We start from the raw sequence: 13,713 nt of genomic DNA, 5'->3' as shown, positions 1-13,713 counted from the left end.
ACGCAGAACTATTCAAAACCGACGCTTGCGCTACCACGCACAAGCCGCTTAACATCAACACGCAATTGGGCCAGACACTCCACTAATCGAAAGCCAATTTTGTCCAACTATCTTTGACGACGGACAGCGCTGAGTTAAAATTCGAAGGTCAGCAGTTACAGGCCAACAGCTAGGCGAGAGATAGGAAAAATAAGAACAAATGCTCTCGAGTGACCAATCGTAAACTGAAGCAACTACGCTTGCACCATAGATTGCTTCACTCACCTCATCTCGATCAAACAATAATCTGCCAAAAGCCTCTTTGAAGAAAAGCCCTTCGACAAGCGCCAGTTCACACGCTGCAATCTCCCCCATTGGATCTCCTAACCTAACAATCACGAACACCACTGTAGACTAGTGCAAACCGGGGAGTGAGAACGCGGAAAAATTTTCGTTTAGTAACGAGTAGAACGAAAGGGAACCTACTCTCGGAAAGCAGTTCTCAAAACCGCCATTCAAGTAGCATGTCTTTTTGCCTCATTTCTCACTCCAGTCAGCAAGATCTCGGGTCGAAACACTTCCTTACTCAAATCAACTGATCTGTGCTTAGGCCTTCACCGCACGCTCACCGCTCACGCAATATCTTAGACAGCGCGGCGCGTAGTTTTTGCTCCTCCCGCCCTGAATCCTATCGAGATTACATCGTCAAGCATCCGAAAGGCGGCTGCAAGAAGTTATCACGAGTTCTGGCAGGCTGTCGGGTAAGACTGCGAACGGCTCAAAGAGGGTGAGTGTAGCAACGTCTTCAAGGCTGTAGGATATGAAACCGATTAAACGCGACACACTCCAAAAATCAAAATTGGAAGGCGAGGACTGAACACCGGTTACGATAGAGCCATACAACATGGGCAATGATTTAAGGCAGAAACCGGTGGTGCTTGTAACTGATCGGAACTGAGGTCAGAGTTAACTTGATGGCGCCCCGTAAGGTCCCTTCCAGAACGGTATTTGGGGCCATATCAGACCTTCGGGGATCAATTGACCAAAAGGAAAGAAGTTATCGAGAACCTGCAGCCGCGACAGGACATAAAACATACCACTAAACATTCCAAAGCTGTTCAGTTTTGACATACGTACGGCTATTCGCGAAGAAGCATCAGCACCGAAAAGAGTGTGATCGAAGGGAAAGGTATAGCGTGTCTTATCGTCGGTTCTGAGCAGCACCCCATTCATACAGGGTAGACACGAAACCGGTTCATTATCCAGCATCATAAACCAGCGATGTCCTGCAGCATAATAAGGGCTACAGAAGCGTCGTGTTCCCCCGATTTCCTTCATTCTGACATCACAAATCTGACCCGTAAGAGTATAATTCAGATCTACCTCATCATGAAGATTACTTGCCCTTGAGCTTTGCAAAAATCCTGGAAGCAAGTTGGAAAATCGAATGGACTTAACCCTACCAACAACATCACGATCAAATTCGTAGCATAGAATATCCCGGTCATCCGCAACGAGCGTCACGGTTTGAACAGCCCCAGCAGGATTATGCTGAGTATTAAATGCCACTTCTCGACCTTTGGACTCCAGAGCAAACCGGTCACCATGATCTGTGATCAGCAGTTCCTGACCATTCAAGTCAATCCTCAAATAACCATCCACTTGGTTCACATTTAGGTAGAAACCCGCACTTTTGCAGACAAACCCATTTGCTCTTAATGTGTAGCGATCTGTTCCTGAAGCGTCGATGCATTCGCCTTCCTTGTCGGAAAATCTCCTTGAAAAACTGGTTTGAATGCCATGCTGATTATCAATAGTCCCCGATTGGACAATTCCGGTTACATAGTCCGTTTCGGTATTGAATCGAAAAATCGCGTGGTCAGGATCGTCGATAACTTGCCAGCTTTGATCTGAATAGCATTTAAATTTTTGCCCATTCAGTTTTACGATGTCGCAACCCTCGTCCCTCTCAATCTGAGCAAAAAAGTGATCACTTGTAACAGCACTTAACCGACCAGTATCATCATAAGTGTAGCGAAAAACCCTGTCGTCAATCTGTTCCGTTTCAAGAAGTGTTCCCAAATAATTTCTTTTGAGAACTTGCTGACCATCGGTCAAACTGCAAAGGCGACCAACGCCATCAAACGCAGCATCCAGCGATTGCTGAGGTTGGTCAGTCAAGTTTGCATCCCATTGATGGACACTGGTTTTGATGTTTCCATCAGATTGTTCGGATCTTGCCAAATGAGCTGTTCGGGCAATGTCAAACACATCAGCCCCCGTTGAGGAAAAGGTCCATTCCTCGGAACTACCTGCAACTGCAAGATCATTTATAAACCCGGAACGACTGAAACCCACTTCGACGGAGCGATCCTCCAAACCGACCGGGCGACCAAAGACATCCCGACCAATAACTTCGGTTCCAATCTCGACAAAATCAGAGTGATTATCAGCATGGTAAAACTGAAGATGCGATGCAGGCACCACATTGGAGGAAAAAGGAGACAACAAAGGCTCGGATACACCTAGAAAAGCCGCATGAAACAAACTGGACATACGGTCCAGAAGATTATGAGGCAGGTCTACATGAATACAAGAAGGATCCCCGGAAAGAGCTGCTCGCCAGCTGGTTCTTTCAACAGGAGCCGAAAGAATATCATGAACATGGGCAAGTAATATCTCTGCTCTACCCTCTTGAACAGACTGCGGCAATTCAATGAGACCAGCTACCGACAAAGGCCTTTTTCCTACAATCTCAGCCAAAGAACCGAATAATTCTGATGGAGAATATGAGGCTAATCGAGGTGTTTGTATCACCCCGTCTGTAAAGCTGAAGCTGGTATCTGGCGTTATAAGTTCCGACAGGGCTTTCGTATCTTGAGCATACTTCAGCAACCATTCCAGACCCCGGAAATTCATCGAAAGCGGATTTCCGGCATCGTCATAACCAATTCTCAAAAACTCCTGATCACCATCCCCTATTGACGCGAGCAGGCCCCATTCATCCTCATATGAGAATTCCAGACTTGTATCTTCACCTGCCTCCACCCGATGCAAGCGGCCATCTTGCCAGTGATAGGTAACGGTTCGCCCATCTGCCAACCTGAAAGAGGAAAGAACGCCTTGGTCACAATCAATGTTGAATTCGGTTATTGCGTCTCCACCACGGCGGATTACCGTCTTGTCAGTGGCCGGATAGGCACACTCCAACGGCGCCATGCCATGCCTGAAGCGCCTGTTTAAAAGCCGGTTATCACTATCTAGCTGCAAGGCTTCAAACGCACCTGAAGGTCTCACCCGGTGGGTAAGCTTCCCGTCTTCATTATACATATAGGCCCACTCTCCGGCATATGCCGAGCGAACCTGTACAAGCCTGCCATCATCATCATATCGATAGGAACCAACATCCTTTAGTTGACCGGTTACCCGATCCCGCTCGCTTATCCGATTGATCTGCAAATCATCACAATGAATATCAAGATGCAGCCCGTCACCGCGGGAAACACTGGTCAAATTTCCATATGCTGATCGTTTGAAACAGATTTCATCGCCAGCTTCATTATATAACCTGCGCAGAAAAACTTTTTTACCGTCCGACAAACCAAACTCGTAAAACAAACCCCCTGCCACCCGAAAGGTCGGGCGCATATTCAGGATTTCAAGCTTCCAGTCCTTTACAACAGGATTGGTGGAAATTCCCCCGGACCAGGGTATCTGGAAACGTGCTATCTCACCCGTTGGCAGGTGAAGGCTCAACCATTCCGGGCCTGGCAGAACATACAGGCTCCAGTTATCAATCCATCCCTCGCCAGTCTGTCCGTTGAAAAGTGACATGGACTGCCAGGTCGAGGTCAGAAAGAGGGGAATTTTTCCTGGATAATAAAGATCAGTTCTGGAAAAGGTCGCTTCACCAGAGACAGGATTAAAAATTGAATCCACAAGCCGGGTGTTTCCAGGCCTCTGCCCCCGATAATCATAAAGGTCATAAAGTATGGACATATGTCAGCCCTGAAAGCTGAAGAGACGTTCAAGGAAATGATCCAAGTTTTTCCCGATATAATTCAGATTGCTGTAATCAGCGTCCCCTTCATTTTCATGATCCCAGAAATATATCGCGCCTGCATCATCTCCAGACAAGGACAGCAAGATCAGATTACCGAAGGGATCATGTGCAATGGGAAGCATATGGGATGGAACACGCTCGTCCTCGACATACATGGAACAATAATCCAGTAAATCTGACGGATCATCAGTTCCCACTGACAAAAACCAGTCCACCAAAGAGTCGCTATAGGGACCATCATCATCAAGAAACGAGAAGCATTCTGGTACCGGTCTACCGCCATTGTGCTGAGACAAAAACGACCGGTAATCTGCTGGCAGAGCAAACCCTAGTTTCTTTTCCAAAGATGCAAGAGCTGCTTCATCAAGCCCGGTGGAAGCGTCCAATATCACTGCCTTAGCCATTCTTCAGCTGCTCCTTGATTACCGAAACACCACCGGAGTGAGGAAAGGCGTTATGCATGCTGGAATCGACAAGTTGCAATGTACCCGGATTGGCGCCATCATGGTGCCAGGTAAACCCCTTTGGAGTTCTGACATGCCCTGCATGCTGGTTTGCCATATAACAGTCACGTATCCGACTGGGTTTAGCTGTCTTTGATACAGTCATATTTTTCTCTTTTAATCTCGCTTTGACAGATCCAATCCGACCTGTTTCTTGCATGCATGTTCGTGTCTGCACCCTTAAAACCGATTTGTGAAGGCGTGAAGACCGATTAAACTTCAACTACGTTCGGGCAAACTCAGAGACCACAGGCATTTGCCATGAGCTTTACACACATATCCGAGGCCTGCGGACGCAATACAGAGTCCAGCTTTGCCGGGTTTCCTGATTGGGCCAGAGCGTGCAATCCCCCCACTAACGGATTATCTGGAATATTCGGTAAGGTCGCAGACAATGGCTCTCCCAATGATGTCTCGGACGACACAGCATCGGAAAAATTCTGCGAAACACGGGAGACAGCCTGAGAGGTAACTTCCGGCACCTTGCCTTTCAGAGCACCAATCAGAGCGTCGCTCTGCAACACCTTAGTGTTGAGCGCATCAAGAGCTTTACTTGTTAGGCCATCCAGCCCAACTTGGGGCAGATGCGACGCAACATGGTGGGACAGGATGTCTTGAATTCCACTTTCCAGAATTGAAGCGAGTTGATCCTGCACAAATGAACCAAGCTCAGGGACTGGCATCGACAGAGCCTCCTTGAAAGCAAGCAATTCGGCCGACGCAGGATCTTCCAGCCTGCTCAGACCCGGATCCAGCAAAGGCGATGCATTATCCTTTGCGCCTTTCATGCAGTTCTTCAGAGGACCACCCATTCCCACATCACCAATGAAGGTATCACCGGAGCCGGCTGAAACAGAGCCGCCACAGCCGATACTATCCCCCACACGTCCTGCTTTTTTGCCGTTGATGAATACGGTAGCAGACCCGGCAGACAGGGAACGTGGATGAGGAGGGCATTGGGGGCAGCCATGCGGAGCAAACGCATCACCTAGCCTTACGGCCTTTCTGCCATTGATGAAGGTATCGCTGGAACCACTAATGGCCGGTGTCGGAGGAAAACAGCCATGGCCTGCCCCAATATCTCCAAATCGTGCTGCTTTTGGCATTTCGCCTCTCCCACAAAATCAAAAAACAATATCCGATGAAGCCCGCAACGAGCCCTGACAAAACCAAATCTAACGGGCCTGAATTCTCTCAAAATTTCTGGTTCAAGCTTAAATCACCGCGAAAGAACACGTCACTTATATTGCCCTTCTCGTGCTGGTATCCCCAGCTCCCCATACCCCCTGTTTGAACAGAAGGTTACTCACCGTGATCCTCTTTCCATTCCTCAATATCATCCTCATCTGCTGTAAGGGCATCGATAAATTCTTCAAAACTATCGCCGAGTTTGGTTATGCCTTCAATATCAGAGGGTATGTCATCCATATCATCATCAAGAACTAGAGGCTTGATATCCTCAAGCGCAAACACCTTACCAATACACTTGCCCCTGATAACCAATCCAATCGATAAATGAGTGCCATACGCAATAATAAGAGCATCATTGACATTGCCTCGTATCATCGAACCTTCAAGCTGTTTTGTACAAGAAACAACCGTGGTCGCAGACTCAAATCCATACTCTGGATGCGGAGCAAGACGCGCAAAAAAATCAATATAAAGAGATTCATTATCTTTCTCAAAACAGCAGGGAAGAGGATCAGATCCTGTTCCATTTTCCTTGCAAAAGTCCAGATATTGCTTCAGGCTTTCATGATCCTGAAAACTGAACTCGAACGCCTTTTCATGATAGATAATTCCCGCATCCAGTTGCTCGTTTAAATCTGGATATCCATATTTTATAGTCTGCACGTCTACTCCGAACTAGACAATCATCTAAGCACTGCAAACTCGACTGCCAATCAAGTTTCAGTCAAACTCACTCAGGCCCTTCATCAACAATCTGCGAGAAAAAACTGTCGAAACTATCTGCAAGAAATAAGCAATGTTCCAGGAATGCTTCTGTTGTTTCCAGTTCTTCTTCTGTCTCATCATCAAAACTAAAAATATGGCCGGTTTTCAGGTCCATCACTATATGTTCATGCTGCGCACCATCCGCAATTTTGATGTAATGATCAGGAGCAAAATAGTTATTTCTCATATCTTTAGTATTAAAAGGAACCGAGTAAGAGGCGAAACGCTTTTCAAATATTTTATTAATACATTTATCTATTTCTTCAGATACGTGCATAAAAGTCGTAACACAGGCTTCCGTATCATCATCACTGTTATAAAAACATGGATCCTCTCCCGTCAAATATCCACCATTATACTCCTTCAAAAAAGCAATATAGTCATTAGGAATCGGATACTTAGCCCACGCTTTAAAGACTTCAATTTCCCTGTCATCAGCAGGCTTCACACTCGGGTCAATAAGAGGCATCATTCTTCCTTTACTTCTTCGAATTTTTCGAAAATTCACCATGATGTTTAAAGAGCTGATGAACGTCCCTATCAACTGCAATCATGCTCGTGCCACCGTTGTGGTGCCATTCGTAATCAGATATTTTTTGAAAAGCCCGTTCTGCTGCTCTTTTGTCAACTTTACGAGATTTTTTTTTCGCTTTCTCACGCCCCTTTTGCGTATTCAGATCATATCTATCCGCGTAATCACTAGGATGAGCCAAGCTATCCAACTTAACTTCACTTCCAGGATAAACTGCTTCAACAAGTTCACCGTCCTTCGATTCATTTTTAACATTGTAAAAGTCGGGATTTCCATCCTTATCGTAAGGCAAGCTATAAGTATCGCCACTTGGGTGCTTCATTTGAACCCTGTAGGATCCATCCGCATATTTTTCAGCTTTGACAAAGTTCTCATTCTTTTTTGTCGGAGTACCTTTAGGCCGCTGAGCCTCCCACTCATCAGCACTTAACTCTGTTTTTTTCCCTTTGTTTAATCCCCTTGCACCACTGGCGGCATCAGCTGAACTGTCAATAACATCGGGAGCTTTGCCATTCTTTTTGATATTGGTCATCCCGTTCAGCCCGGCGGCTTCTCCGCCTGCTTTTCGACCAGCGATCAATCCGGCCTGACCAGCATTTCGAGCTGCTGATGAAGGAGCTTTTGCCATATCTCTCTCCTTTTAGCTCGGCGCACTGGCTTGGAGTGCGGAGGCCGTTCCACCAGCCGCCGCACCACTAGCCGCAGCATTTTTAAATATCTTCACCGCATCTTTTGTCAGAGCCCGGATCGTGTCTTCATCACGCAGATTGCCAACTGCAAATTTGATGATCTTGCGAACAAATTCCTGAAACACATCATCAAGCTTTCCGAGTGCTTTTTCGACCATGCCAACTGCCTTGGATGCGAATTCTACAATCTTGCTAACTGCCAGTTCCGCTGCCTTGATCAACCCAGAGGTGTCACGCAATCCCCACAAGGTCCAGCTTGCCCGTGCTTCTGCCAGCGCCTTGCTGGCTTGTTTCTGCATGGTAGCCAGAAACTTTTTGAAGAGGCCCATAGCCTCCTTGATCAGTTTCTGAAAATCGGCTGCCAGGTCCTGAAGCCATTTGACGGCATTGCCAGAAGAGAAGAAGCGCGCCACAGCCATGACGGAATTGATCATTTCTGGTGATGCGGCCTTCTTGAAGGATTTCAGGAAATCGCCTGTCGCCTTCAAAAACGGTTTGCAGGCATTGAAAATGGTTTTGAAAACCCCCTTGACGACCGATCCAACAGTAGGGACCAGCCCGATGGTGCAAATACCTAGCGATAGCCACAGCAACCAGCCTTCTTCCTCCCGCACCTTGCTATCACAAAGCTTGAGCACAATCGCAGAAACATCCCTGAGATCGCCAACCTGATCGATAATAGGAATGGCCGTCAGCGCTGCATCGAAGATAATCTGCCCGGTTGTCGGATTGTCATTCCACTCTCCTTGCAGCGCACCCCATATCCAACCAAACCAACTTTCATCATCAGCATCCAGTTTCCGTAGGGTATTTCTCGCATTTTCCTCAATCCGTTTATATTCATTGACTTTTCGCTGTGTATCATCGTCCAGCCCACCAAACAGACGACCAAGCGCAGTACCGTCAATCTCGTCGCGCATGCGCTCCGCTTCATCCCGCGCAAGACGCGCACGAACAATATCTTGGTTTTTCAGATAATCTGGATTCCGCTTCTGCTGGTTTTCCGGCTTGTATTCAATGGCATCCTCACCGGCCAGCACCATGGCAGCCTCGTTTGGCAGGCCATATATCGCCACCATGCCGTTGTCACCACAGGTGCCATTGGTCTCCGCCCCCCCCTCTAGGATCAAGTGAAACGGAGCCCCTGGAGACGGGAAAAAATCCTCATAATGAACAAAAACGGCCAATGCATTCGGACAATGGTCACAAATCCTGTCCGGGTGTTCCTTGACTGTCGAAAAATCAAGATCGGCCAGGTCAATCACATCTCCGGTTGACTGACCGCCTGCTGTTTCTGCCTGTGTCATTGCCCCTGTCCTATGCTGCACCCAGCCTGGACGCATCCTTGCGCCTGGCCACCTGCGTCAATCGTTCGATTTTTGATTGCCCGGACATAAAATCTGGCCCGGAAAGAATGGACTTCGCCTCTGGCAGCGCGCCATTTTCGTGGAAACCTTCACCAAAAGCAGTCGTCAGGACAATGAACTTCACCTTGTCCCGTTCCATTTCAAATCCAAGCTTTTTGGCGGTCTTCTCCGATCTTGCAACGAGTGCCAGCAAGTCCTTGTCACCTCGGTCAATCAGCTTTTCGCCAAAGCCCTTACGCAGAAAATCCAAAATGCGTTCATGCCGAAGCTCAGTCTGCCTGCCCCGCAATGCTTCGAACTGCCTGGCACCTACCCGGTAGGGCGGAAGGCTGGCAATCCCGGCTTCTTCGGTGTGATTGATGCGATAGGTATAAAAGCGTTTGTCCTTGCTGTTCGGTGCGATATGAAAAGCCCCTAAATCACCACAGAAGGCTTGGGCCATTTCTGGCGTCATTGAGCTCAAAAATGTTTCAAGAAGGCGCGGATCGTAGAAACGGAAGAGAACAGTTCTGTTCCCTTTAGGCGGATAAACATTTACCCAATTCCGCCAATGCTGAACGAGATGGGACGTAGCAACCCTATCAGGTGTCTCGAGAAAGAAGCCCCAAGCATCATCACTTTGCGTCAGGCTAACAATATGCTCCCACATCTCGTCCTTGGGTCGGACAAGATGGGGCGCTTCCGTATTGTAATAATCCTCAGCCAGCTCCTCATAGAGACAAAAGCCATCCTCTTTCAGATCAGCCACATGTCCAGGAACATCCTTGTTCCCGCAGGCATCAACAAGAGCAAACAATCTGCCCTCATCACGAAGAGATGCCAGATCATCCCAGCTGACATGGTCAGGGATATTGGTATAGGACAACGCCATATCACCTGTATCCCCGGTCGGTTGCAACCTCAGCAGCTTTCGGGTCCGTTGGCTCTTCAGCCGGTGGTGGGGCGGCATCCGCCGCCGTGCCCGGGCTACCACCCTGGTTGATCTTCACTTTGTTGCCGACAATCGTAACCCCGCCGGAATCAATCTTGACGAAACCACCCGGACCCTTGATGGTCAGTTCTTCGGTGCCTTCCAGAACAATATTGGGTGCCTTAACCGTGGTCTTGCCCAAAATGGTTGTCGTCGAGCCTCCTTCAACCTTGAGGCTGTCCGATCCCTTGATCATGGTGGAGCGGTTAGCACGAAAACTGTTCACAACAGCCCCGTAAACCGTTGTATGCAGGGCGTTATAGACCTTGAAAAGCAGTTTGCCGCCGAAGATCCAGTTCGTCTCATTATCAATGCGACGATATTCATCTTTTGCTATGTGCTGATAATGGTTGTTCTTGACCAGCAGGTGTCGGTTGTTCTCAACAATCTGATGCCGGTCATGCCGGATATGTTCACGCCGGTCATTCTCGACAACGATGTCCTGATCTTTTTGGGCATGGACATATACTTGCTCCATCCCGGCCTGATCTTCAAACCGCAACTCGTTCGAACCCACACCCTTGTGAGTATCCGACTTGATTGTCATAACCGTTTTAAAGTCCGGCAGGGTGTAGGGACTCTTGTTATTGTTGTGATACGTCCGCCCTGTGATGATTGGCTGGTCTGGGTCGCCTTCGAGGAAGTCTACGATGACCTCGTGGCCGATGCGAGGGATGGCGATGTGGCCCCAGCTGGCACCGGCCCAGTTGGAGGACACGCGGATCCAGCAGGAGGAGGTGTCGTTCTTCTTGCCATGACGGTCCCAGGGGAACCAGACTTTCACCCGGCCATGTTCATCGCAGTAAATCTCTTCACCTTCTGGCCCGGTGACATGAGCGATCTGAGGGCCATCCACCAAGGGCTTTTTGAGCAGTTTGGGCCGGTATGGCAGGCGGGCGGGCATGACCTCAAACCCAGCGCTGTAAGTGGTGGAGCCGCTGCCAGCTTCCTCAGCCACGGCCTGCGGCTGACTGCCCTGATGCGAGACCGTGAGCAAATGATACTTGATGTTGTAGTCGTCGTTCGGGTGGTCGTTCAGCGCAAACTGATGACCTGCCATCAGGTGAATCGCATTGGTGGCGCCATGGCCTGTGGTGGCCTCAACACGTGCTGCCTCCAGCCGGTGTTTTGTGAACGGCTTGCCGACACCATCGGCCTTGTAGCGACCCGGATACTCATAGAGCGCATAGTCTCCGGCAGAGCCGTTGTCCTCACCACGCTGATGGGCGTGTTGCTGGTTATAAGGCGGGTTCTTGAAGGAATAATCGCGCTGCATGAAGCTGGTGGCGCGCAGCTGCTCGCGCAGGACAAAGCTGTTGCAATAGACGCCTTTGACCGCCCCGCCGGCCATACTGTTATATTCCAGCTTTGGCTGGTCCGGCAGCTGCGAGACGATCTGCGGGTTATCAATGAACTGCAGCGTATGCTGGCCATTGGCACCATAGGTGAAGTAGTACCAAATGCCTTCTTCTGCCGTGATGCGATCTAAAAAGCTTAAGTGACTTTCCCGGTACTGCACGCAGTATTCACGGGCCGCATGGGTATCTGTCAGATCCCACTTCACATCCTCGACGCCGTGTTCTTTCAGCAGGATCTTGACGATCTCGGGCACGCTTTTCTTCTGGAAGATCCGGCAGTCAGAGCCATGGGCGAGCCGGTGCAGGCTGGGCAGCAGCGTGAGTGAGTAACTGGTGCGGTGATGGCCTTCATTGCCACGGGCAATCTCGGCGATCACTCCGGAGAGATGGCGCAGGCCCTCGTATTTATGATGGATGGTCAGTGTGGCGGGCGTATCCAGCAGGCTATGCAAATCCAGCGCATTGTCGGGGCTGGCAAGCTCAATCTGGATCTGTGTGAGGCCATTAAGGCGCTCTGTTGCCGCGAACCCGGCGACCAGCAACTCCGCGTTGGGCTGCGCAGGAGCTGCAAAGGTAAAGGCCAGATCTTGTTCCTGGAAGAGCTGTGGGATTTGGACAATAGCATTCATAACAAACTCACTGGCAAAGGGAAAAACAAAGGAAGCATAAGAATTAAGAGTGATCTGGCGGATTGAGTTGGTGCATCACCATTGGCGGCGGATAGGGTTTGGAATGCCATTCATCAGCGGGACATAAAGTGCCCGGGCGCACATAGGTATGGAAGGCCTTTGCCGGTGCGAAGAACTCGTTCTGGCAGAGTAAGTACCCTTCGTCCTGCGCTCTTTGCCCAATTGATTGCGACCATAGATTGCCAGAAATAGCAAAGACCAGGAGCGATCCGAAAATGAGAATGAGGTATGTCTTTACGGACCATTGCAGCCGTTGATGCCCCCAGGGCGTGAAGACAAAATGAGTGATGGGGATCGCAACAGATCCAAGAGCTAAAGCCTGGATGCCATGAGCAATTTCAAAGTTGTCTTGTCCAAGCTCAATGACCTGCTGCGCATACAGAAAGTCAGAGATCGTACTCCACACCAAAAACACCATCAAAAGATCAAGCACAGCAGCGAACCCGTGTGCTCTGCGCGGATCCCGGCCAATCCACTGGCCAAATTGAATGGTCTTATCGATGTACCAGTTGATCATCATCACCGCCTGTAGATCTGATTATAAAGATCAGGGCCACCAAAGTGCCAGATGGTCTCACGTTCCAGATCATAGAAAAACCGATTGCTGCGGCGTTCAAGTTCTTCCACCTTCTGGCGCATGGAAACTTGTGCTTCACGAATAACTTGACCGGTTTTCTGAAGGCCGCGCGCAACAGCCTCACCAGTCCAGCGCAGGGCAGCAGACAGTTTTTCTCGCAGGCCAAACATCTTGTCCAGTTGTCCAAGCGCCATGCCAACAGCCATACCAACAACAATGGCACCAGCCGTAATGGCAAGGGCAGGTATAGCAACTGTCGTAATAGCTCCGACCAGAAGCGCGCCAGCAGCTGCTGCGGCCATGCCAGCCCCAATGGCAACAGCCCCGATCGCCACATCGACAATGATGTTGGCAAACAGTTCACTGTAAAGCTGTGTATCGCTCATGATGAACTGCATGATATCCAGGGCCACATAACAGGTGATCATGATCACCGCGTTCGCCCGGCCACCTGCCCGAATGGCTTCTGGTCCAATTCCAAAAGCAACAACCTTTGGAGAGGACGACAGATACCGTGTCCCCTTAAGAACCTCGCGCACTGCAGGATAACCTTTGAAGATCACGTAGGTCTTTCCATTGGCTATCTTGGTGTAATAACGCCCCTTAATACCGATCTCTTTCAAAAGCTGATGTCCAGACCGGCTGTCCAGCAATGTGCCGGGCAAGGTGGCTAGATCTAAAGCACCGCCGGTCATAAGCGCCATGCTCTGATGGGCATCCACGATCGCCTGAGCAAACGCCTCAAGAGAGACCGCGATTGCCTCATCCTGAACCGGATTTACATCATGAGCTGCACTATGTTGTTGCGCCAGTCTCTGCTCCGCCAGCGGGTAGACCATCAGAATATCTCCTTGTGCGGCTGATCCCCGGGTTTGACCATCAAGTGGTGGCCTGGAAACTGATCCAGAAAACCCCGGATCTCCAGCTCTTCTGACAGATCTTCATGCAGTGCATCAGAAGACCGTTCAGGCCGGTCACGGCCTTGCAAGACCACATGCGCAGTTCCTGCCGGATCGCACTCTTGCGGTGC

13 protein-coding genes and 1 pseudogene are annotated in these 13,713 nt (G+C 49.5%); all 14 read right to left on the bottom strand.

Translation table 11 applies throughout. From position 1 onward, the window contains the following. Nucleotides 1-54 precede the first annotated feature (54 nt). Nucleotides 55-354 carry a hypothetical protein gene (locus tag PsAD5_RS27855; RefSeq protein ID WP_153040680.1) on the bottom strand — a complete coding sequence of 100 codons (300 nt, stop codon included), beginning with the start codon at nt 352-354 and terminating at the stop codon, nt 55-57. Nucleotides 355-945: 591 nt separating this feature from the next. Beyond that, nucleotides 946-3,978 carry a DUF6531 domain-containing protein gene (locus tag PsAD5_RS14005; protein WP_063292569.1) on the bottom strand — a complete coding sequence of 1,011 codons (3,033 nt, stop codon included), beginning with the start codon at nt 3,976-3,978 and terminating at the stop codon, nt 946-948. Between the two features lie 3 nt (nt 3,979-3,981). Further along, entirely contained in the window at nt 3,982-4,446 is a 465-nt protein-coding gene (locus tag PsAD5_RS14000) for an SMI1/KNR4 family protein (protein WP_063292568.1), read from the bottom strand. Further along, nucleotides 4,439-4,651, bottom strand: coding sequence for an HNH endonuclease signature motif containing protein (locus tag PsAD5_RS27655; RefSeq protein WP_244272086.1), 213 nt, complete (start codon nt 4,649-4,651; stop codon nt 4,439-4,441). Before PsAD5_RS27655 ends, PsAD5_RS14000 begins: the two co-directional genes overlap by 8 nt. 133 nt (nt 4,652-4,784) lie before the next feature. After that, nucleotides 4,785-5,651, bottom strand: coding sequence for a PAAR domain-containing protein (locus tag PsAD5_RS27650; RefSeq protein WP_084405975.1), 867 nt, complete (start codon nt 5,649-5,651; stop codon nt 4,785-4,787). 196 nt (nt 5,652-5,847) lie between these two features. After that, the gene (locus PsAD5_RS13990; RefSeq protein ID WP_063292567.1) at nt 5,848-6,399 is read right to left on the bottom strand and encodes a hypothetical protein; all 552 of its coding nucleotides are present in this window, start codon (nt 6,397-6,399) and stop codon (nt 5,848-5,850) included. 67 nt (nt 6,400-6,466) lie between these two features. Next, entirely contained in the window at nt 6,467-6,970 is a 504-nt protein-coding gene (locus PsAD5_RS13985) for an SMI1/KNR4 family protein (RefSeq protein ID WP_063292566.1), read from the bottom strand. Between the two features lie 10 nt (nt 6,971-6,980). Beyond that, nucleotides 6,981-7,661: an HNH endonuclease gene (locus PsAD5_RS13980; RefSeq protein ID WP_063292565.1), complete on the bottom strand. Its 681-nt coding sequence runs from the start codon at nt 7,659-7,661 to the stop codon at nt 6,981-6,983. A 12-nt stretch (nt 7,662-7,673) separates the two neighbouring features. Next, nucleotides 7,674-9,029, bottom strand: a complete 1,356-nt coding sequence (locus tag PsAD5_RS13975; protein WP_063292564.1) for a hypothetical protein — start codon at nt 9,027-9,029, stop codon at nt 7,674-7,676. A 10-nt stretch (nt 9,030-9,039) separates the two neighbouring features. Continuing rightward, a complete protein-coding gene (locus PsAD5_RS13970; protein WP_063292563.1) occupies nt 9,040-9,960 on the bottom strand; it encodes a DUF4123 domain-containing protein in 921 nt (306 codons plus the stop codon). Between the two features lies 1 nt (nt 9,961). Beyond that, nucleotides 9,962-12,046: a type VI secretion system tip protein TssI/VgrG gene (gene tssI, locus PsAD5_RS13965; RefSeq protein WP_063292562.1), complete on the bottom strand. Its 2,085-nt coding sequence runs from the start codon at nt 12,044-12,046 to the stop codon at nt 9,962-9,964. Nucleotides 12,047-12,089: 43 nt separating this feature from the next. Beyond that, nucleotides 12,090-12,623, bottom strand: a complete 534-nt coding sequence (locus tag PsAD5_RS13960) for a hypothetical protein (RefSeq protein ID WP_153040734.1) — start codon at nt 12,621-12,623, stop codon at nt 12,090-12,092. Between the two features lie 2 nt (nt 12,624-12,625). After that, nucleotides 12,626-13,522, bottom strand: coding sequence for a hypothetical protein (locus PsAD5_RS13955; protein ID WP_063292560.1), 897 nt, complete (start codon nt 13,520-13,522; stop codon nt 12,626-12,628). Next, nucleotides 13,522-13,713 (bottom strand): annotated as a pseudogene (locus PsAD5_RS13950) (hypothetical protein); the annotation flags it as partial. The gene PsAD5_RS13955 and the pseudogene PsAD5_RS13950, both read right to left, overlap by 1 nt.

The organism is Pseudovibrio sp. Ad5 (assembly GCF_001623095.1).
GTDB lineage: Bacteria > Pseudomonadota > Alphaproteobacteria > Rhizobiales > Stappiaceae > Pseudovibrio.
Note: the sequence above shows the minus strand (reverse complement) of the source record. Positions and strands in the feature narration are given on the sequence as shown.